Raw genomic sequence first — 18766 nt, 5'->3', positions numbered from 1 at the left:
TCGATCGCTCAGCGTTGCGGCCCCGGTCCCTGCTCCTGTTCGCGGCCTGCACGCTCCTTCGACTGCGCGAGCGCCGCCGCCCGTGCTTCCCGCACCCGGGTCCACGATATCGTCTGCAGCTGGTCCAGTGTCGCGTCGAGCTCGCTGCCGAAACCCACCTCGCGGGCAGACTTCTTCAGCGAGGCGACCGTGCGCTCGAGCAGGTCGCGGGCGCGGTCCCATGGATACACTTTCGCCCGTGCGCCGTCATACCCGACCTGCACCTCCGCGCCGTTGAGCCGCTGGTTCTCATCCATCCACCGCAGGCGGTCCGAGACGAACTCCATGTTCGACTTCGCATGGAACACGACGCTGCGCGTGGACACCTCCTGGATCAGGTAGTGCTCGGTGTTGAACACCTCGCCGCGGTACGGTCCGCCATTCTCGCGGGGCGTCGCCATGCGGATCTGCGCGCCGAACCGGTGCTGCGCGAGTGCCTTGATCTCACCGGGGACTTCGTCGAATCCGTACAGTGGCTCACCTACCCGGCGGCGCGCCGGCGGTTCCGCATCGCGCGCTGACATACGAGCAGGTTTCGGTGCATCGGTTTCCCGCTGTTCCGGAACCGGCTCCGGCGATTGCGATTGCGACTGGGGCTGTTCAGTTGCCGGTTCCGGTGCGGTGCTGTCCTGCGGTGCCGGTTCCGGCGCGTCCTGATGGCCAGCCCGACGGCGCGAAGTACGGCGCCGCCCCGAAGCCTCTCCATCGCCCACGAGTTTCTCTTTCACATTGCCCATTGCATGGTCCTCCTTCAGTACACCCTCTGCTCCCTGTGCAACCGCGACTGGTCCGTCCACTTCCGCACCTGTTGCATCCCGCACCCGCACGCCGTAAAGCGATTCCCGTAAAAGATCACCGACCGCGCCGGTTCCGGACAGTACGGCCATGTCGTCGAAATCGGTCGGTATCGCACCGGCAATGCGGGCGTCCGATGCAAAACGGGGCTCAGCCAGCAGTGACGACGTGCCGAGCGCGGCCTGCTTCGCATGCTCATATCCGGCGCCGAGATCGGCGAGCACGAGCACCTCCGCTTCCGGATAGCGGCCGCGCCACATGGCAGCCACCGGCCGCAGGTTGCCGCTCGACAGGGCGGCCACGCTGAACCAGCCCGTCGCCTGCCACGCCGCCAGTGCCGTGGCGACGCCCTCGGCAATCAGGACCGGCGTCACGGCGCCCTCACGGAACTGGCCCGGTTCGACGACCCAGCAGCCGCCGGACTTCGCGCCGCCCGCGAGCGCTGACTTGCGCCCGTCGGCGTCGATCAGTTCCAGCGTCGAAAGGGCGTCACCGATGCGGACCGGCACAACCAGTACACGCCCCGTGAGCGGCTCTTCGGCACTACGCGGCGCGTAGCCGAGCAGCGCGTGCAGTTCTTCGGCCTCCAGCTCGCGCAGCGCCGGCACGGGCCTCACCTGCTTGCGTTCGAGATACGGATGGTCTGGACCCACGGGCCGGGCCCACTTCCAGATCGCGAGTGCTTCCCGGGCGACAGCCTCCTGTCGCGCGCGCACGCGGGCCTCGAGCTGCGCGCCCTGTCGGGCCTGTTCCTCCGACGGGCGGATCGGCTGCATCCGCGACCTGTCCGCGGGATCCATCGCCGCACGCGAAGCCCGGACGTCGAAGCCGTGCTGCTGCGCCAGCCAGAAGAGCGAGGCGAGCGTCTTGCCGCCCGACTCACCGGCTGAACGCCACGTCACGCGCGCGGCACGCTCGCTGTAGTTGTGGGCGGTCCGGCTCCACTCGTCCCAGATGTCGAAGCCGGCCTCGCCGAACCCCTGTTTGAGCGCGAAGGCCATATCGACCCAGGTCGCGTAGTCCCCGGACGGGATCATGGCCAGCGCCGCACGGGCGCGTTCTTCTTCGCTCAGGTAGCGGGTGTTCATCGGCGGTCTCCATGAAGCGGCACGACGTTCGAACCCTCAGCGGTGCGCGACGGGGTGCGCCCCTGGCGTTTCCGCGAGGCGCCTGTACCGCGCGCGGCATGCGCTTTGGGGACGCCATCCGCGGGGCGCAGTTCCGCGACATCGAGATCGGATGGCGACAGTCGGCGTGCCGCTACCGCGACCCCTTTGGCCGGTACGCCCAACAGGATGAAATGCCGCTCGACGTACGCGGCTGCCTCTTCATCGCTGATGTCGTTCAGATGCCGCGGCAGCTCGCGCGGATCCCATGTCTGCAGCACTTCCAGATATTCCGGGGATACGTGCAGGACGCCGGCTTCATCCATGTCATCGGGTTGCAGATCCCTTAACCGCCGCTCGACCTGGGCGGTGAAGCGCACGAGGTCCATCGCGGGAATTGCCGGGGCGGCCGCAAGGCGTGACGTGAAAACCGGATCACGCCAGTAGCAGATGCGTTCCGCCAGGATGGGTTTGGTGTTTTCGAGCAGGATGATTTCCTTCTCGCGCCCGAGCTCTTTCAGCTCCTGCGGCAACAGCAGCGGCCGGCGCTGTTCCGAAAAACTCTCGCTCGACCCACCGCGTCCGCCGAAGATCGCGTTCGACCGGCTCACGCTACGCGAGCGGTCCGTAAAGGTGCCGAGCATCTCCGAGTATTCGTTCGCGTCCTTCTGCTCGCGCGGTGCATAGATGATCTGCATCGCGTGATTCGTGACGAACGTTCTCGCGTCCGCCCGGCCATACACCGACTCGAGCTGCGAGACCGACTGCACGATCGAGAGCAGCCGCAGGTTATAGCCCGCCATGTAGGCGACCGCGCGGGCAATGATGTGGATCTTGCCGACCGAGGTGAACTCGTCCATCAGCAGCAGGCACTGAATCTTCAGCGCCGGGTTGTCCTGCGGCAGTTCCTTGGTGTTCAGATTGACCAGCTGTGAGAACAGGAGGTTGACGAGAAGTGCCGCCTCGGTCAGGTGGTCCGGTGTGATGCCGACATAGACCGACATGCGGCGCCTGCGCACGTCACGCAGGTCGAAGTCATTGGCGCTTGTGGCCGCATCGACAATCGGATTGGCGAAGATCGTGAGCGGTGCATTGAAGGTCGCGAGGATGCTCGCGAGCACCTTGTCGTCGTTCGCGAGGAAGCGGTTCAGCGCGTCGATGCACGCACCGCTGAGCCGCCGCCGGTTCTGCAGCAATGCCTGCTGGAGATACGCCTTGACTGGCATGCCGTTGCCCGACGACTGGCGCAGCACCTCGCCCATCGTCACCGGACAGTCGGGCGCATCGGTATTGCCCGCGCGGCGCGCATCGCGCCATTCGCACAGCAGCAGCACGATGCCGAGGAAAAGGTTGCGCGCCTGGTCTTTCCAGAAGTCGTCGTGACCACCGACCGGGTACAGCGCGTAGCCGATCGCGAGAATGTCACCGACGCGGAAAACGCCACCCGATATGGCCGACAGCGGGTTGTACCGGTGCGTACGGCCATCCTCCGCAAACGGGTTGAACAGGTACACGTCGTGCCCGTGCGCCCGACGGAAGCCCGCGGTGAGGTGGAAATTCTCCTGCTTGATGTCGAGCACCACCACCGAATCGGGGTAGCTCAGCAGGTTGGGCACCACGATACCCACGCCCTTGCCTGAGCGCGCAGGCGCTGCGAGCAGCACGAACTGCTGGCCGGCAAACCGCAGATAGCGGCCGTGCCACACGCCCACGACCAGCGGCGGCCCGCTGTCGTAGACGCCGGGGTTCGCCATCGTGCTCATAGCAGGCCTGCCCGGCGGACATCCGCCTCGTTGGCGAACCTCGCGCTGCCATAGAGACGCCGGCGCCCGGACTGTTCCAGAAGCGTGTATACGCCGAGTGCGGGGGCACCAAATGCCAGCACCACGCCGAACAACGCGGCACCGGCAAGGCGTCTTCCCTGCTTCGGCAGATGTCCATCATGCCAGGCCAGCGCCGCATCCGGCCACGCATGAAACCCGGCATGAAGCGGGTTGACGTGCTGGCTCGCGACGAAGAAAAACGAAGCCAGCCACAGCGCGAGCGCCAGTCCGGCTGCCGCGCCAGCCACGATCGCAAGCGTCACCAGGGCGACCACTGCGTGGTAACGGATTCCTCTGTTCCCATCGCTGGTGGACCGTACCGTTCCGGTTGTCTTTCCGATGTCCATGGTGCGTGCCCCTTTCAGCGGAAGTCCGCCTGATGGCGGCGCAGCGGATCGAACCAGACTTCCGTCATGGACCAGCGCCGGCCGGTCTGGACACCGGTCTCGTCGAAGAGCGCAACTGCCTCCATATGCGCCACCACGTCGATCGTCATGAAGAGGAGCCGCCGCAGTGCTGCGTCGTCCCACGTAGCGGCTTCGGGATGCTCCTTCGCCATCAGCGCGAACCGCTCGATGGCCACCGATGCGCTCGACGCGTGATAGCTGGTGATCGAACCCGAGTGTCCCGTGGTCAGCAGCTTCAGGAAGTCATAGGCTTCGGCACCGCGCAGTTCGGCAAGCAGCACACGGTCGGGACGCATGCGCATCGTGCATGCGATCAGGTCAGCCGGGGTCACATCCGCCTGGCCATGTCCGCCCTTGCTGTACAACAGGTGCACACTGTTTTCGATATGCCGGATAAACAGCTCCCGAACGTCCTCGATCGTGATGATTCGTTCGGACGACGGGATGGAGCGGCACAGGGTTCGCATGAAACTGGTTTTGCCCGAACCCGTATTGCCGACGACCACAATATTCAGACGGGCCTTCACCGCCAGGTCGAAGAACGTGCTCCAATCCCGCGCCTCCAGGTAGTGAAGGAGCCTGTTAACCGCAGGCCGCAGCGCCGGGCGCGACGTGTCGAGCTCATCCTGGCGACGCCATACGGCTTCCCCAAAGAGGCCTTCGCTGCGGTACGCATCAAGGGTTTTCTCGCGCGCGGACGGGCGCCGGATCGTAATCGAGACCGTGCGCGGTGGTACGACGGGTGGCACCACAATCTGGATACGCGCGTCACCCGGCAGAAGTGCGGACAGGATGGGATGCCGGGCCGACACCTCCTGGTTCGTGAGCGTGGCGACCGCGACCGCAAACGACATCAGGCGCTCGAAGTCGAGGTCCGCACAGTCGTGTGGCTGCCAGCCGAGATGGGTTTCGGTCAGCACCCGCTGCGGCCGGTTGATCACCAGCTCCGTGACCGAGGAGTCATCGAGCAGGCCGGCGAACGGCCGCATCAGCTCCCGCACGGACGCATCGTCGGCCAGCCTCGGCAGCAACGTATCAGCGCCCGTGGCCGCTTCATCGTGGATGTGGGCCTGCGCGTTCATCGCGTGCCCTCCGGCTGAAGCGCATACACCGGGCTGAAATCCAGGTCCCGTGCGACGACGATCGTGAACTCGGCCCCCTGGTTCTGCGTCAGGGTGGGCGGAATGTTGATCGTGCTGTCGAGCACACGCGAGGCCATGTCGTTGCCCTGCTGCTGCGTGTTCTCGTAGATGGTCGAGCTGTTGCCGTTGCCGCCCCGCGTCGCAAGGTAGCCGATCGCGTCCTGCGTCAGCCCGAGCAGCAGCGCCGCACCGATCCGTGCCCCCCAGTGGTTATCCACGTATCCGTCGATCCCCATGCGGCCGAGCGCATCGGCTGCTGGTGAATCGATCTCGACCGTCACCCCTTCCGGCGTCCGGATCCGTGCCGACAGGATGAACACCCGCTTCTGTCCGGGTGCCAGGTTCGAGCGATACTCGCTGTTGATCTGCGAGCCGCGCTCGATCAGCACGACACGACCATCGTCCGAGTAGACGTTCTTCGTCACCGTACAGGTCGAAATACCCGCCTGGGTCGAATCGAATGCCGTATCGCCGGCGCAGTCGATCTTGGCGCCTTCTGCAAGAATCAGGCTGCGGTTGCCGAGAAAGCCCGCACGCACCTTCGGCGTGACGGTCGGCGTCAGCGCCTGGGCAAGCGGGCCGCTGCCCTGCGACGACTGGCCTCCGGACACCATCGCCACGTTTGTCTGCGTACCGGACGCGTCAGCGGGTGCGGATGCCACCGTATCGGCCTCGCCGTTGGCCGAACCACTTGAGCCGGTCGAGAGCAGCGGCGCGTCGTAGTAGCTGCGCGCCGGTGCAGTGTGTGCGGAAGTCGGGCGTGCTGACGCTACAACCGGTGCCGATGCGGTCGCACTTGTGGCCACCGGACCGCTTGCTGTACCCGCCGACGCCGGGGCGGCGCCGTCGCCGAACACGCGCCCCTGGGCTACCTGGTCCTGTACGGTATCGCGCTTCGCCTTCTCCGCCGCATCGTGCCGGGCAAGGAAGCCGTGGATCGTCCAGACCGCTCCACCGATCACGAAGGCCACAATCAACAGTGGTGCAAGCCACCAGACACGGGGCCGGCCGCCCGCCTGTCCCAGCTCCGGCATGCCGCGATCCGTCGGCGGACTCGCAAGGTCACCGTTTATGGTATCAGTGACCTTTGCGGGGTCGGTATCGGGCGCAATCGCATTGCGCGGCGTCTGCTCATTCATGGCCATCGCTCCGCAGGACACGCTTCACACCGCTCACGGTCGTGCCATCGGCAGGTGGCACGCCGTCCACATCGAACGCGTCGTTCCACAGACCCACCACCTCTTTTCCCAGACGCAGTACGAAACGCCGGGCTACTTCGTGCACGACGATCACGTCGTCTTCCATGTGCCTGTCGACAACACTTTCGCTGTCGTCGTCGGCCACCCGGAAGATCGCGGGAATACGGCGGTTGTTGGGAATGCGGATGTAGGTAAAGCGCCCGTCGTCCCAGGCCGCTGTCGGCGCGATGTCCTCCGAATGCGGCATGACCTGCATCGAGTACGCGCTATTGCGCACCCGCGGCGGCTGGTCAAGACGCTCGCGCACGAGGGCAGCGGCGTCAGTGGTCTTTGTCTTCGCGGCCTCCACGTCCGGATAAACGAACGTGATGCGGTACATCTCATCGTCGTTACCGAAACGGGCCCTGAGTGGCAGCACGACCAGATCGAAGCTGTAACTGTGCCGGTCGGTGCGGATTTCCAGGTTCGTGTCGTGCGCGGCAAGCTGCGGCTTGAGATAGACATCATGGTCACCACGGTTCGCGACCACCTGCCAGCCATCCCGGTCGCCCGGGGCCACGACGAGAATGTGTTCGGCCGGATCGAGCGCGATGTGCGTGGCGAAGCCGCGCTGCGCGATAACCCGCACCACCTCGTCCTGCCGGTACACGACCTGCCGCACGCGCGAGTCGCCCGACCAGCCCGGCACGTCGTAGGCGTGCGCCCCGGACGAGCCAACACATAACACTGCCAGCGCTGTCGCCAGCGCGGTGGCTCTCATCAATGTGTTCGTTCTCATCGCGCACCTCCCGAAGCGGGTGCCAATGTGGGCAACGATGCCGGCAACGGCGCAGCAGGCGTGTATTCGGAATCGCGGCTGTAGGCGGTTACCCTGAAGCCGAACGGGTTCTCGATGGCCGTGCGCTCACGCGTGAAGACGGATGGCCGGTAGGTGAAGGCAAGCGTGATGACGAAGCGTTGTGGCGGCTCGGCATTGTCGATACCGTTCTTCCATGTCGTGCGCTCGATATGCACGACCGCGCGCCCAGGTTCATCGGGCACGAGCGTCGTCGAGAGGATGCGGATGCGCCGCTGCGCGTTCGCCCCGAGTTGCCGGTCCAGCGAATCAGGGCCGTTATAGACCGAGCGATAGTCCCGTGCCACGCGTTCGTCACTCATGTCGAGCACGCGGTCGTAGTCCATCTGCAGCAGACCCCAGTCGTAGCGTTCGCGCGAGCGCACGTACACCTCCACCCAGTGCTTGTCCTCGATGTCACGCATAGGCACCTGCTTCGAGTCCAGCACGTCGATCACCTGGGCTTCACCAGTCAGCCGGTCGACCTCGATCGGCAACGGCACGACCCGGTAGAACGGGACCATCACCGCCAGTGCGACGGCGCACAGGATGGCGACAGTCACGCAGGCCAGAGCCACGTGCCACGCACGACGCTCCGAGCGTTCCTGCAGGTGGGTGACCGACACCTCGAAATCGAGTGCCCGCCGGTAATCACCAAGGGAGTCACCGGCGTCACGGCCGTCATGCTCACTGCTCATGGCTGCCTCCGTCGGAAGGAGGAACCGGTTGCACGCGATTCACCGGCACGCGATGCGAACCGTCCGGCAGGACTAGTTTGGGTAGACTGTCCGAACACCCATTCATCAGCATGACTAACTGAACGATCAGGATTGCCACGGTGGATCGGCTCATTTCACTCTCCTCTTTACCGAACCCGGTTACCGAACTCAGTTGCCAAAGCCCGCAGGCACCATCTGGTCCTGCAGCCGGGCAGTGTTGCCTGCGCGCTTGAGCACGAGTTCCTGCTGCTGCTCGCCAATGAGCCGGTCTTCGGTGTCGGCCAGCATCCTGAAGAGCTGCAGCTTCGTCATCTCATTGCCGACCGCCGTGCTCTCGGTCTGGATGCGCGCCTGGAGTTCCGCGATACCCTTCTGGTCCTGCGTCACGTCGATCTGCTGCATCAGCCCCTGGATCTGGTCGAGCTCCTGCAGTTCGGTCTGGTACGCCTGCGTGCCGAACGCCTTGTCCTGGAATGGCTTGTTCAGTGCGCGCTGGCAGACCTGCTGGTCGATGCCGCTCTGGTCCTCGCAGTTGTAGATTTCGCTCGCGGAGCGCAGGGTCTGCGCGCTGCCCGTGAGGCCCGCATAGCCGCCGCTCTGGATGGACGTATAGACGGACTGCCAGTTCGACGGCAGCGAATTGGAGAGGACCGGATTACTCATCAGCTCGCCAAAACCGCGTGTGCCGCTGAGCGACTGGTACAGCTGAAGCTCCTGCTGCACTTCCTGTTTCAGTTGCCCGACGGTCGCAATGGCCTGCAGGACGTTCTGCGCGTCGTAGACCGGAATGCCCTGTGCACGGGCCGATGGCATCGTTCCGACAATCATCACCACCGCCGCAACGGGAACGATGCCGGTTTGCACAATTGACCTGATCATGACGATGACCCTCCTCTGTTATCCAGGTCACCCAGATGCTCGCGGGCGATACGCTGGTAGGCAGGTGTTGAACCGTTTCGTGTGCCGCCATCCGAAATCTTTCCACCGGGGCGACGCGGCCCGTGCCCGAACTGGACGGCCGCCCCGAGGCCGCGCAGAGCCTGCCGCGCGGCATATCCCGCCACGAAGGCACCGAAGCCGGACAGCGTGGCGCCACCCGCCAGGCCAGAGGCGACGGCAGGCAGTTGCCACCCCACTGTCGCCAGCAGCACGCCCGTCACAAACATGCCAAGCCCCGCCCCCCAGGACGCCGTGTTATCGAGTGCGCCCTGAATCGCCGCCGTCAACGCAGACGCGTTCGCATCGGGTGCCGACGTCGTCACCTGAAACGGAGCAAGATCCGCAGAAAATGCGGTGAGCGCCATGCCCAGAAAGGCCGCGATGAGCACCTGCAGCAGGGCGTAGTTGGCAATCTTGGCCATCCACGCCTCGAAGAACCGGGCGGTCGGACTGAACGCCCCGCACGCAATGAACAGGGGCCCAAGGCCAAGCACGAGATCCAGCAGCATCCTCGCCATGACGACCTCGAACGCGAGAATGATCAGGAAGACCGACGCGCCGAGCGCCGCCACCAGCCCGCAGAGAAAATCGCCCACCCCTGCGACGATGCCGGCGATGCTGAAGCCTTCATGCGTTGCCTTGTTGAAGTACGCATCCATCACCAGATTGATCTGCTGGTCGTAGCAGTCGAGCGTCTGGTAAATGGCGGATGCACTCGTGCCCGTCACGCTGCTGCCGCTCACAGTCCCGCAGCCGGCGTTACCCGCTCCCGCGTTGGCGGCGGCGGTCTGGATCGTCTGCGCAAGCCCCGTCGTGGCCCCTTCGACTACGGTGACGACCTGCGACTGGTAGATGCCCGACCCGAGCGCAAAGGCGAGGATGACGGCCACCTTCAGCCCCCGCCACGCGAATGCCGGGACGGATTCATGGGCTTCGCCGCGCACCACGGCGAACCCGTACGTGATGATCCAGATCGACACTGCGGTCGTGACGACCGGCACCAGCGCGCTGGAAAGCGCAGAGGACACGCTCGTGACATACGTGGACATGCCGTTCTCGAGCGTGCCGCCCACGGCGGTAAAGAGGCCGCTCATCGCAAACCTCCCGTCGCGTGCGCAGCACGGCCGCGTGCAGCCGATTCCATCGCGCGACGCCTCGCCAGCTGCTCGTGGAATACCGGCAGCCACGCTGCGGGATCATCGCCGACTGCGGCACGAATACCGTCAAGCAGTTCGACGTTGTCCGTGGTGCCCGACAGCACGTCGAGCACGTCACCGAGCCCGGCGAGATCCAGCCGGCCGATGGCCGATCGGTGGCCCTGCTTCACCAGGAACAGGCGGCTGTTCTCGCCCATGGACCGGACGATGTTGAATTCGGCTTCGGTCAGCTTGAAACCGTCCACATAGTCGTCATGGTCGGCGCGCGGATTCGGCAGGAAGAAGAATGTCGCGGTCTGTTCGACCAGTGCGCGCGCAATGTCACTGCGCAACACATCGGCGGGCGACTGCGTGTCGAAGATGCCCAGACCGTTCTGCTTGCGGATCGTCTTCTGCTTGTCTTTGGCGAAATCCGTAAAGACCGGATCTCCCAGACGCTTCCAGAATTCCGTCATTACATAGACGAAGCGCCTGCCGTCGATCAGGCTCTCTGTCAGGTGCAGCAGGATCATCGTGACCGGAGTCGACACCTCCGGATCGTCGAGCAGTTCCGTATCGTCGAAGCCGAAGAGATGGTTCTGGCTGAAATCGAGCAGATCCGACGGGTTATCCAGCACCCAGCCCAGACGCCCGCCCGCGCACCACTTCGTGAGCCGCGCATGCAGGCTGTTCTCGCCCACGGCCGGCAGGAGCTGCCGGACCATCGACAGACGCCGCAGCGGCCGCTCCATGCGCGCCACTTCCCGTACGGCGCGCGAAATGTCGAGTTCGTCCTTCGCCGAGAGCAACGTGCCCATGTCGACCAGACGGCGGACCAGCCGCTCCCAGAAGTCCAGCACCGTCCCGTCCGGCTCGAGCTGGAAGGGATTGAGTCCCGTCGGGACACCCCGTCGAAATACCGTGTAGCGGCCTCCCATTGCCCGAATCGCGATTTCGGTGCCCCGGTCCTTGTCGTAGACGACACCGGTGAGGCCATACTTCATCGCCATCGCGAGCAGGAAGAGTTCCAGCACCGTCTTGCCGGCACCCGCCTGGCCGATGATCTGCGTGTTGGCGAGCGCCTTCTCGTCTGCCGAGTTCTTCTTCTCCGGTGTCGCATGAAAGTTCAGATACAGCGGCTGGCCGCTCGGGGTCTTGACGATCGTGATCGCCTCGCCCCAAGGATTACCGTCGCGCTTGCCGGTCGCGAAGTTGTGCAGGCTCGCGAGGCCGCAGACGTTGCGCGAGGTGAGCTTCGCCTCGCGGGGCCGGTAGCGCCAGTTGCCGGGCAGTTGCGCAAACCATGCAGCATCCGCCACCAGATCGACAAGCGCCGTCTGGAAGCCGACGTCGGCGAGCTGCGTGCGCGCCTTCGCCACGTGTCGCGCGACCTCGTCCGGCCGGTCACCGAGGACGGCCAGCGAGTAGTGATATTCGCCGAGGACGAAGTCGCCATTGATCAGGTCATCGAGCGCCTGGTCCATCGCGCCCACCTGCGATACCGCCACGTCCTCTCCCGCAATCAGCTGGTTGCGCTGACGCTCAAGCGCTTCCTTCGCCGTGGGACGGTCGAGGATCGTGAAGCTCTGGGTCTCGATGTACTCAAAGTCACCGTAAAGCAGACCGTCGAGCATGCCCGGCTCGGTTTCCTCGGGGTAGTCCTTCAGGTCGAGCAGCGCCGCGTAACGGGTCGAACCCGGCATACGGATCTCCACCTTCTCGGTGCGGAAAAACAGTCGCGACGTCGGCAGTGCATCGGCGATGCGGCCAGACGGAACGGGCACCGGCTCCCATACGGCATTGACGAGATACCCCAGGAACTCCAGCGCCGCCGAAAAGCGCACGGGTCGCTGCGTGTAACGGATCGGCTTGCGGTAGACACCGAGCGGCACTGGATCCCAGGGCTTCAGGGCGGATTCCACCTGCGCCGCGAGCTCCGCCATCACCTTCAGGGCCTCATGCTGGGCGCGCCGGATATCATCGGGCGTGCGTCGGGCTGCCTGGCTGAAAAGACGCCCCAGGCGCGTGCGGTGCGGCCGGTACACGAGTGTGAGGTAGAGCTCGTTGGCCATCATCCGGTAGCCGGCAAAGCTCGCGTAATAACGCGTGGCGAGTTCCTGGCAGAACGGGTTGCCGTAGGGTGTCGCGAAGTGATCGGTCACGCGCCGGCGTATCCGGTGCGCCCACAGGCCAACATGACCACCCGGCAGGCTGCGCACGAGCTGGTTGAATCCTTCGTGACGCACGAGGATGTCGCCCGGATCGGCGGCCTCGAAGGCGATACCCGCGATCTTCCAGACGCGCAGGTAGTCTCCTTCCCGCGTACGGATGACCTGGTCGGTGACGTGCGACGAGAACGGCACAAAGTCCGCGAGTACGACCTCGCGTTCGGCTACGTCAATCAGTTGCGGCTGGGCACCCATGTCAGCCCCTCCTCTTCAGGCGCAGCGGCGTGTAGGCATGCGCGCACCAGAAGCCACGGTTACGCTGGCGAACCACCATGCGCAGCCGCAATGCGAGTTGCGCCAGGCGCTGGTCGTCATGGCGCGTGACCGCGCGCATCGTGACGAAGACGGGGATCAGGAGCAGCACGATGCCGACGCCTGCTGGCGGGCTCGCGAGTAGCGCCCAGATCGCGGGTATCAGGATGCTGCCGCCCACCATGAGGAAGGGCACGAGCGGTACACCCCAGAGCATCGCGGGGCGCGTGCAGCCCTTGAAGACAGGATCCACGAGTCGGTTTGCGGCCGGATTCATGTGCGCCTCCGCCTCAGCTCGTCGGGATCAGCATCGCCGCGATCACCGTGGCGCAGCCCACGAACAGGCCGCCGATGAATACGTTGGCGATGTCGCCAAAGCGCGCATGCTGGAACATCATCTTGAAACCCGCCCAGATGATCGATATCGAGCACACCACCGCGCCCACGCTAAGCAATGTCGTCTGGATCGTCGTGAGCAGGGTGTTGACCTGCGAAAGCTGGGCCCAGGCAGGCGTCACCGTCAGGGCCAGCACTGGAAGAAGTGCAAGCCCGCGTCGGGAGGGGCGCGCCGTCCCGGGTTTTTCCAGCCGCTCCGGAAGCCAACGCCATATCATTCGTAGTCCTGATTTCATGGAATGCTCCTGTTCCACACCGTGATCTCTTTGCGACTCAGAACACCACCGCACTCTCCTGTGCTGCTTCTTCCGGCTGCCCGTCCGGGCGACCACTCTGCCCATTCCCTGGCCGGGACGATGCGACGTCCGGTCGTGCACCTGCTGCAGGTGTGACCGGGGACGCCACCGCTTCAACGGGAATGGCTAATGTCCGCGGTTCGGCCTGTGGGTCAATGGCCGGCACGACGGGAACGATGCGCGTGGTGTCGGCGACGTGCACAACCACGCGCTGCACGTAGCCCGTGCGATAGCCGGTCGAGAAGTCGCCACTCGCATAGCATGAGAGGCTCGAACGCAACGCCTGCTGGACCTGTCGGGCCTGCGCATGGATCCGCCTCGCGCGTTCGAAGCAGCCCTGGAGAATGGCTGCGCCCGCAGCCAGGTTCCGGCACGGATCGAAGGCCGTATCGGCTGTCAGACCAAAGCGCGGCCAGTTCGACCGGTTTACCTGTGCGAGCCCGGCGCTGTAGTTCCAGCCCGCTGCATCGAGTGCGCGTGCGGTGGCGACGGCCTCGGCAAGGCTGGCCGGCTGCCGCTGCAGGCGCCCGTGCACCACACCGATCGCATAGGGATTGAAGTCCGACTCGACGCGCACGACAGCGGCCATCGTGGCGGGGGCCACGTCAGGTGCGCACTGCTGGGCGAGGACCATGAACGCGGCAAGCGGGATCATTCGCCACCTCCCTGTCCACCGGAGCCCTCCGATTCCCGCTCGAGGAAGAGGCGGGCCGACTGCGTCGGGTCATATGGAAGCGCGATACTGCCGGCCCCGTAGAACTCCGTGATCGTTCGATCCGTACCTCGCGCGTCCCACCACACCCGCGTGTACAGTTCACCGTCGATCTCGACGTTGATCGCCCCGCGCGCGTTGCACAGCAGTTCGCTCTGCTCGGAACCACCCCAGTACAGGAGGTCCTCACGGCAGTACCCCGCGCTCGCCCAGACATTCGCGGCCGACGTCCCCTGCGAGCCACCCTCCCCGAAATCGCACGTCGGGAAAGGATCGCCGTGACGCAGTGCAGTCCACAGTCTCTCGATGGGCGGCACGCACTCGCCATACTGTTCGGGACCACCGGGATTGGACAGACAGAGGATGACCTGGCAGCCCCAGTCGTCGGCGTGGGCAACGCCCGGCGCCATGACCGACGTGGCGAGGCATGCCGCGGCGACGATCGACCCGCGGCGCAGTGCGTGCCGCAGCGCGCGGAAGACAACGGCACTGGCCGTATTCATCAGGGTGGTCGCGTCATGCATCACACGCCTCCCCATGACGAAGCGCAGGCACGGTGGCGTCCTCAATCGCTTCGAGCCGGTGCGCAAGCACATCCAGGCAGGCCGCCTTCGCCCTGATGTTTTCAGGCGGTTCTTCAGGCAGGTCTTCATGCACCCCGGCATCGCGTGCAGCACGCCCGCTCTCTCCTGGCGTGAGCGATCCCATATGCCGGCCGGACGTCAGATGGGGCAGCCAGACGTATCCACGGGGAGACGCCACATCGGCGATGAGCCACTCCCGCAGTGTCGTCTCCATCATCTTCATCCACGCTTCTTCCATCGCCGCAGGCGTCGTTGCGACCGGCAGGATCCCGGTGAAGCGCAGTGCCGGATTCAGTCGGGCCCGGACGTTGCGGATGCCGTATGTGCCGTTGATCACCTCCGAGGCACAACTGAGGCATCCGGCCGACATCGGGACCGGGCTCAGCGCCGCGTCTACGAGCGCCTCCGCGCAGACGGCGCGCAGGTCAGGCAATGCGGGCGCGTCGATCAGGCAGACATCGAACCACCGTGCCGCCGTTGACAGCAGGTGACGAAGGTTCGCGTAATAGCGCGTGCGGTCGGGATCGTCTCGCAAGACCAGCGCGTCGACGGTGTTGGCGTTGAGCACGTGCACACAGCCCCCCGATACGCATCGACCCTTCTCTTTCGGGGCCACCACCTGGTTGCTGGATGCGATCGCGTCGAAGCCGAGTCCGGCAAGCACGTGCGCGCAGCGGGGTGGGTCGGCCAGGTCCAGTACCAGTACCCGGCAGCGGCAGGCGCACTGCAGATGGCGGGCGAGCAGACAGGACACCGTCGTGCTGCCCGAACGGCCCGTCGCCGAAATGATCAGAAGCGATTTCATGGTTCATCGTCCTCAGCCGCACCCGCTGCCGATGAACCTGTGCAGAAAAAGGAACCCGCGGCGCCGGGGAGGCTGACCGCGGGTTCAACGGGGGATCATTGCATCAGCGCCAGAAAACAGAAAAGCCTGCATATGCAGGCTTTTTGCGAATGCGACACGGCACACCACGTCGTTGCTCAGACATCGAAACTGCGGGGCCGCTAACGCGTACTCGGTCGTGCGTGGCACGTTGACCGGATCAGATTGTTGGGTTCAATCTAGGCGACTACGTGGCGCAATGCAAGGGCCTGCAGACACCTCGCCGGCTCTGCGTTTACCCATGGGTTCCCATGTGTTCCCACGCGTTCCCAAAAAAATTGCGATGGCGGAACAGCATCAGCGGCTTCATGGCACCGGTTATGGCGCCGGGTCTGGACACAGAGGATGCCACGATACCGCAAACCCTACGGATTGCTATTACGACCCGGGTCGAGCTTGACTATGGGCATTCTGGCATATACATTTTGTATATACAAAGGAGATGATCATGCCCGTGCCCCCTCCTTCCGGCCGCCCCAGGGAGGCCAGACTGTTCCGCAACAACCGGAGTCAGGCGGTACGCATCCCGGTCGAATTCGAGTTGCCGGGTGATCGCGTCCTGATCTATCGGGAGGGCGACAGGCTCATCATCGAGCCGGTGAAAACCCCCGCGAACATCATCGAATTGCTGGATGCATGGAGACAGGAGCCACGGTTCGGACCTGACGACCAGTTTCCGGATATTGAGGATGCGCCTCTTCAGCCGGAGGGCATACCTTGAACGGCTATCTGCTGGACACGAACGTCATCCGCGACATGATCCGCTATCCGTCCGGAAAGGTGGCCACCCATATCGGGCAAATTGATCCCAGGGCGATCTGCACGAGCGTCGTCGTCGCGGCGGAACTGCGCTATGGCTGTGCCAGAAAGGGTTCCGAAAAATTGCTGGCCAGAGTGGAAAGCCTGCTTGCGATCATTCCCGTGCTGCCGCTGGACGTGCCTGCTGACACCGAATACGGGGGTATTCGTGCAGAGCTTGAGATTGCTGGCCAGCCGATCGGTGCAAACGAGCTTCTGATCGCGGCTCATGCCTGTGCGTTGGGGCTCACACTCGTGACTGACAACACGAAGGTGTTCAGCCGCATACGCGGTCTTGCGATCGAGAACTGGCTTGACCGGTAGCCACCACAATCACCAGGAGTCGTTGCGCGAGAAACGAATCAGGTGGTTCGCCCGATAGCGGGTCGCCCAACTTTGCCATGGGTCCCACCTTCTGGCGATACGGGGCCGGCAGGCGCGCGAGTGCGTTGAACCGGCATGGCCAATGATGCGCTCCCCCTCGTTGGCGCACTGCGCTTTCGGTGCTTCATCCGATGCCTGGGCGGCACCTCATGGCTGCGAAAAGCCGGTTATCTACCGTTCTTCGAATGCCGGGCGGCCAGCCCCGATATGCCCCTCGCAGTAGCACGCCCTTAGTGACCGTCGTCCAATGGCGGCGAGTTCTTCCCGCGGTGCGGGTCTCCGGACTCCAGCGCCCGCGCGAGCGCTGTGTGCGCGGCCGCCAGTTCGAGTGCGAAGCGTTGCGCCGGCCGGCGCGGTATGCGCAGACGTCGGCAGACGACCTCCTGGTTGGCGTGCCAGAGATACACCATGCGGAGCATGTCACGATGCCGGGGATGCAAGGTCTCCCACGCCTTCGTGATCCGCGCCGCATCGACCAGATCGTAGGCGCCCCGCGCTGCGTTGCCCCAATTCTCCAGACGCGGGCCGAGCGGTCCTGAAGCAAGGTTCCGGCTCATGGCGCGCCTCCCGCGCCCACATCGCGAAGGCGTGCCGGCACACGATAGCGGGCAGGGTTCGCGAGAAACGCCTCGATATCGGCCTGCCGCCACCCGACCAGCCGGCCGCCAAGCGCGACCGCCGGCGGAAAGGTTCCGGCCTGCATACGACGGTAAATGGTCGAGCGCGACAACCCCGTGCGCGCCTCGACCTGTCGACGGCGCAGGATCCTGTCCGCGCTACTGTCCTCGATTGACATGACTTGCCCCCAGGAATCGTTCTGGCCTGCAGTGGCCGGAACCTGAGGGCATTCAAGCAGCGGTTGACGCCAACACACAAACCCGTCTTATCGACGGGGAACCCCGTCGGACGAAGTGAACAACATGCGGCGAGCAGAACGTACCGGCTTGGGATGGCGGCAATTAGGCCGGTCATGCCTGCTTCATGGGGGCTGCGGAACCGCTGAAGCGGCCCCGGTCAACGCGACCCGACCACGACGGATGGGGGCGGCTAGAACTTCATCCGGATACCGGCGCCCAGGCTGTTGCCGGACGAGACGCTGGTCATGGTGTCGTATCTCCATGCGGCGTAGACGTCCGTGCGTTTCGAGAGTGGATAGTCATACCCGAGCACCACGGTCGACCAGCGGACATCCGCGCCCTGTGCCGGCTGCCTGAGCGTTCCCGCCCAGGACAGGAGTATGCTGCCCGTGCCGACCTGCGCGCTCGCGCCCACCTGAACGGTATCGTCGGTGAGCTCGTTGTTGTTGGTCACCCGCTCATACTGGAGATAGAGCTTTACCGCCTGCAGGCGATACGCGGCGCCGACCAGCCACGCTGTCTGTTCCGTGGCGCCGTTCAGGAAAAGCGACGCGGTGTGCAGGCTCTGGACTGCGGCCGTCGCAGAAAACGGCCCCGCAAAGTAGAGCACGTTCGCACTGTAGTTTGCCTGCCCGGCGTGGCCCGCGACGCCCGCATTGCTGTACTGCAGACTGCCCGTGAGTCCGCCAATCTCAGGCGTCTGGTAGACGATCGAATCGTCGATCGCCGTATCGCTTTGCACGGAAGCCGCACCCATCGCGGAGCCCAGAAAGCTGTGGACCACGATGGGGGAGAAGACGAACGAGTTGCCGAACGGGTTGAACAGCAGAGTCGAGACGAACAGCAGCGAATCATTGCGCCCCAGTGTCAGCTGACCAAACGGGCCACTTAAACCCACGAACGCGCGGCGCCCGAAGAAGGACTGTCCGTTGTACGCCCCCAACTGTCCACTGATGATCCGGTAAAAGCTCTCGAGCGTGAAGATCGCCTTCATGCCACCGCCCAGGTCCTCGGCGCCCGACATGCCCCAGTACGATGTCGAAAGCCCGCCCGAACCCACCTGCCAGGTGTTGCCTGACGCGCCTGGCGTACGCACCACGCCGGCAAACGCATCGGCCAGTCCGTATAGCGACACTGACGACTGCGCGTGCGCTGCACCCGCCGTGATGCACAACGACAGTGCTGCCAGACCCTTCCTCCACCTTCCCCGACCATCCCTGTACATGTTTATCTCCT

Annotated in this window: 20 protein-coding genes; 2 read left to right on the top strand and 18 right to left on the bottom strand. The window is 64.8% G+C overall.

Annotation, left to right across the window (positions count from 1 at the left end):
* Nucleotides 1-8: 8 nt before the first annotated feature.
* The 15 genes from BPHYT_RS00825 to BPHYT_RS00755 all read right to left on the bottom strand — a co-directional run bounded on the left by BPHYT_RS00825 (nucleotide 9) and on the right by BPHYT_RS00755 (nucleotide 15413).
* On the bottom strand, nucleotides 9-1922 hold the full coding sequence (locus BPHYT_RS00825; RefSeq protein WP_012431263.1) for a PriCT-2 domain-containing protein: 1914 nt from the start codon (nucleotides 1920-1922) through the stop codon (nucleotides 9-11).
* The gene (locus tag BPHYT_RS00820) at nucleotides 1919-3703 is read right to left on the bottom strand and encodes a type IV secretory system conjugative DNA transfer family protein (RefSeq protein WP_012431262.1); all 1785 of its coding nucleotides are present in this window, start codon (nucleotides 3701-3703) and stop codon (nucleotides 1919-1921) included. Before BPHYT_RS00820 ends, BPHYT_RS00825 begins: the two co-directional genes overlap by 4 nt.
* Nucleotides 3700-4110: a hypothetical protein gene (locus tag BPHYT_RS00815; RefSeq protein WP_012431261.1), complete on the bottom strand. Its 411-nt coding sequence runs from the start codon at nucleotides 4108-4110 to the stop codon at nucleotides 3700-3702. Before BPHYT_RS00815 ends, BPHYT_RS00820 begins: the two co-directional genes overlap by 4 nt.
* Nucleotides 4111-4124: 14 nt before the next feature.
* Nucleotides 4125-5252, bottom strand: coding sequence for a P-type DNA transfer ATPase VirB11 (virB11, locus tag BPHYT_RS00810; protein ID WP_012431260.1), 1128 nt, complete (start codon nucleotides 5250-5252; stop codon nucleotides 4125-4127).
* Entirely contained in the window at nucleotides 5249-6451 is a 1203-nt protein-coding gene (gene virB10, locus BPHYT_RS00805) for a type IV secretion system protein VirB10 (RefSeq protein ID WP_012431259.1), read from the bottom strand. The genes virB11 and virB10 overlap by 4 nt, the downstream gene beginning before the upstream one ends.
* Nucleotides 6444-7289, bottom strand: a complete 846-nt coding sequence (locus BPHYT_RS00800; protein WP_012431258.1) for a TrbG/VirB9 family P-type conjugative transfer protein — start codon at nucleotides 7287-7289, stop codon at nucleotides 6444-6446. Before BPHYT_RS00800 ends, virB10 begins: the two co-directional genes overlap by 8 nt.
* Nucleotides 7286-8044 carry a virB8 family protein gene (locus tag BPHYT_RS00795; RefSeq protein ID WP_012431257.1) on the bottom strand — a complete coding sequence of 253 codons (759 nt, stop codon included), beginning with the start codon at nucleotides 8042-8044 and terminating at the stop codon, nucleotides 7286-7288. The genes BPHYT_RS00800 and BPHYT_RS00795 overlap by 4 nt, the downstream gene beginning before the upstream one ends.
* 189 nt (nucleotides 8045-8233) lie before the next feature.
* Nucleotides 8234-8944: a P-type DNA transfer protein VirB5 gene (gene virB5 / locus BPHYT_RS00790; protein WP_012431255.1), complete on the bottom strand. Its 711-nt coding sequence runs from the start codon at nucleotides 8942-8944 to the stop codon at nucleotides 8234-8236.
* On the bottom strand, nucleotides 8941-10098 hold the full coding sequence (locus BPHYT_RS00785; protein WP_012431254.1) for a type IV secretion system protein: 1158 nt from the start codon (nucleotides 10096-10098) through the stop codon (nucleotides 8941-8943). The genes virB5 and BPHYT_RS00785 overlap by 4 nt, the downstream gene beginning before the upstream one ends.
* Complete coding sequence (locus BPHYT_RS00780; RefSeq protein ID WP_012431253.1) at nucleotides 10095-12563, bottom strand: VirB4 family type IV secretion/conjugal transfer ATPase; 2469 nt, start codon at nucleotides 12561-12563, stop codon at nucleotides 10095-10097. The genes BPHYT_RS00785 and BPHYT_RS00780 overlap by 4 nt, the downstream gene beginning before the upstream one ends.
* A gap of 1 nt (nucleotide 12564) precedes the next feature.
* Nucleotides 12565-12897, bottom strand: coding sequence for a type IV secretion system protein VirB3 (locus BPHYT_RS00775; RefSeq protein WP_012431252.1), 333 nt, complete (start codon nucleotides 12895-12897; stop codon nucleotides 12565-12567).
* A 13-nt stretch (nucleotides 12898-12910) separates the two neighbouring features.
* Nucleotides 12911-13252, bottom strand: coding sequence for a TrbC/VirB2 family protein (locus tag BPHYT_RS00770; RefSeq protein ID WP_039339345.1), 342 nt, complete (start codon nucleotides 13250-13252; stop codon nucleotides 12911-12913).
* Nucleotides 13253-13289: 37 nt separating this feature from the next.
* Entirely contained in the window at nucleotides 13290-13967 is a 678-nt protein-coding gene (locus tag BPHYT_RS00765; protein ID WP_012431250.1) for a lytic transglycosylase domain-containing protein, read from the bottom strand.
* Nucleotides 13964-14548 carry a hypothetical protein gene (locus BPHYT_RS00760; RefSeq protein WP_012431249.1) on the bottom strand — a complete coding sequence of 195 codons (585 nt, stop codon included), beginning with the start codon at nucleotides 14546-14548 and terminating at the stop codon, nucleotides 13964-13966. The genes BPHYT_RS00765 and BPHYT_RS00760 overlap by 4 nt, the downstream gene beginning before the upstream one ends.
* Nucleotides 14541-15413 carry a ParA family protein gene (locus BPHYT_RS00755; RefSeq protein ID WP_012431248.1) on the bottom strand — a complete coding sequence of 291 codons (873 nt, stop codon included), beginning with the start codon at nucleotides 15411-15413 and terminating at the stop codon, nucleotides 14541-14543. Before BPHYT_RS00755 ends, BPHYT_RS00760 begins: the two co-directional genes overlap by 8 nt.
* Nucleotides 15414-15939: 526 nt before the next feature.
* Between BPHYT_RS00755 and BPHYT_RS00750 the strand changes: the two genes are divergently transcribed.
* Nucleotides 15940-16212, top strand: coding sequence for an AbrB/MazE/SpoVT family DNA-binding domain-containing protein (locus BPHYT_RS00750; RefSeq protein ID WP_012431247.1), 273 nt, complete (start codon nucleotides 15940-15942; stop codon nucleotides 16210-16212).
* Complete coding sequence (locus BPHYT_RS00745) at nucleotides 16209-16613, top strand: type II toxin-antitoxin system VapC family toxin (protein WP_012431246.1); 405 nt, start codon at nucleotides 16209-16211, stop codon at nucleotides 16611-16613. The genes BPHYT_RS00750 and BPHYT_RS00745 overlap by 4 nt, the downstream gene beginning before the upstream one ends.
* Nucleotides 16614-16903: 290 nt before the next feature.
* On the opposite strand, the gene BPHYT_RS00740 is transcribed toward BPHYT_RS00745, so the two are convergent.
* The 3 genes from BPHYT_RS00740 to BPHYT_RS00730 form a co-directional block, all read right to left on the bottom strand.
* Entirely contained in the window at nucleotides 16904-17230 is a 327-nt protein-coding gene (locus BPHYT_RS00740) for a hypothetical protein (RefSeq protein WP_012431245.1), read from the bottom strand.
* Nucleotides 17227-17469, bottom strand: a complete 243-nt coding sequence (locus BPHYT_RS00735; protein ID WP_012431244.1) for a helix-turn-helix transcriptional regulator — start codon at nucleotides 17467-17469, stop codon at nucleotides 17227-17229. The genes BPHYT_RS00740 and BPHYT_RS00735 overlap by 4 nt, the downstream gene beginning before the upstream one ends.
* 251 nt (nucleotides 17470-17720) lie before the next feature.
* On the bottom strand, nucleotides 17721-18755 hold the full coding sequence (locus BPHYT_RS00730) for a porin (RefSeq protein WP_012431243.1): 1035 nt from the start codon (nucleotides 18753-18755) through the stop codon (nucleotides 17721-17723).
* Nucleotides 18756-18766: the final 11 nt, after the last annotated feature.

It is taken from the genome of Paraburkholderia phytofirmans PsJN (assembly GCF_000020125.1).
Classification (GTDB): Bacteria; Pseudomonadota; Gammaproteobacteria; order Burkholderiales; family Burkholderiaceae; genus Paraburkholderia; species Paraburkholderia phytofirmans.
Note: the sequence above shows the minus strand (reverse complement) of the source record. Positions and strands in the feature narration are given on the sequence as shown.

Excerpts from the sequence above, each read along its gene's own strand:
- BPHYT_RS00825 (WP_012431263.1), bottom strand. The coding sequence starts at position 1,922 with ATGAACACCCGCTACCTGAGCGAAGAAGAACGCGCCCGTGCGGCGCTG.
- BPHYT_RS00820 (WP_012431262.1), bottom strand. The coding sequence starts at position 3,703 with ATGAGCACGATGGCGAACCCCGGCGTCTACGACAGCGGGCCGCCGCTG.
- BPHYT_RS00815 (WP_012431261.1), bottom strand. The coding sequence starts at position 4,110 with ATGGACATCGGAAAGACAACCGGAACGGTACGGTCCACCAGCGATGGG.
- virB11 (WP_012431260.1), bottom strand. The coding sequence starts at position 5,252 with ATGAACGCGCAGGCCCACATCCACGATGAAGCGGCCACGGGCGCTGAT.
- virB10 (WP_012431259.1), bottom strand. The coding sequence starts at position 6,451 with ATGAATGAGCAGACGCCGCGCAATGCGATTGCGCCCGATACCGACCCC.
- BPHYT_RS00800 (WP_012431258.1), bottom strand. The coding sequence starts at position 7,289 with ATGAGAACGAACACATTGATGAGAGCCACCGCGCTGGCGACAGCGCTG.
- BPHYT_RS00795 (WP_012431257.1), bottom strand. The coding sequence starts at position 8,044 with ATGAGCAGTGAGCATGACGGCCGTGACGCCGGTGACTCCCTTGGTGAT.
- virB5 (WP_012431255.1), bottom strand. The coding sequence starts at position 8,944 with ATGATCAGGTCAATTGTGCAAACCGGCATCGTTCCCGTTGCGGCGGTG.
- BPHYT_RS00785 (WP_012431254.1), bottom strand. The coding sequence starts at position 10,098 with ATGAGCGGCCTCTTTACCGCCGTGGGCGGCACGCTCGAGAACGGCATG.
- BPHYT_RS00780 (WP_012431253.1), bottom strand. The coding sequence starts at position 12,563 with ATGGGTGCCCAGCCGCAACTGATTGACGTAGCCGAACGCGAGGTCGTA.
- BPHYT_RS00775 (WP_012431252.1), bottom strand. The coding sequence starts at position 12,897 with ATGAATCCGGCCGCAAACCGACTCGTGGATCCTGTCTTCAAGGGCTGC.
- BPHYT_RS00770 (WP_039339345.1), bottom strand. The coding sequence starts at position 13,252 with ATGAAATCAGGACTACGAATGATATGGCGTTGGCTTCCGGAGCGGCTG.
- BPHYT_RS00765 (WP_012431250.1), bottom strand. The coding sequence starts at position 13,967 with ATGATCCCGCTTGCCGCGTTCATGGTCCTCGCCCAGCAGTGCGCACCT.
- BPHYT_RS00760 (WP_012431249.1), bottom strand. The coding sequence starts at position 14,548 with ATGCATGACGCGACCACCCTGATGAATACGGCCAGTGCCGTTGTCTTC.
- BPHYT_RS00755 (WP_012431248.1), bottom strand. The coding sequence starts at position 15,413 with ATGAAATCGCTTCTGATCATTTCGGCGACGGGCCGTTCGGGCAGCACG.
- BPHYT_RS00750 (WP_012431247.1), top strand. The coding sequence starts at position 15,940 with ATGCCCGTGCCCCCTCCTTCCGGCCGCCCCAGGGAGGCCAGACTGTTC.
- BPHYT_RS00740 (WP_012431245.1), bottom strand. The coding sequence starts at position 17,230 with ATGAGCCGGAACCTTGCTTCAGGACCGCTCGGCCCGCGTCTGGAGAAT.
- BPHYT_RS00735 (WP_012431244.1), bottom strand. The coding sequence starts at position 17,469 with ATGTCAATCGAGGACAGTAGCGCGGACAGGATCCTGCGCCGTCGACAG.
- BPHYT_RS00730 (WP_012431243.1), bottom strand. The coding sequence starts at position 18,755 with ATGTACAGGGATGGTCGGGGAAGGTGGAGGAAGGGTCTGGCAGCACTG.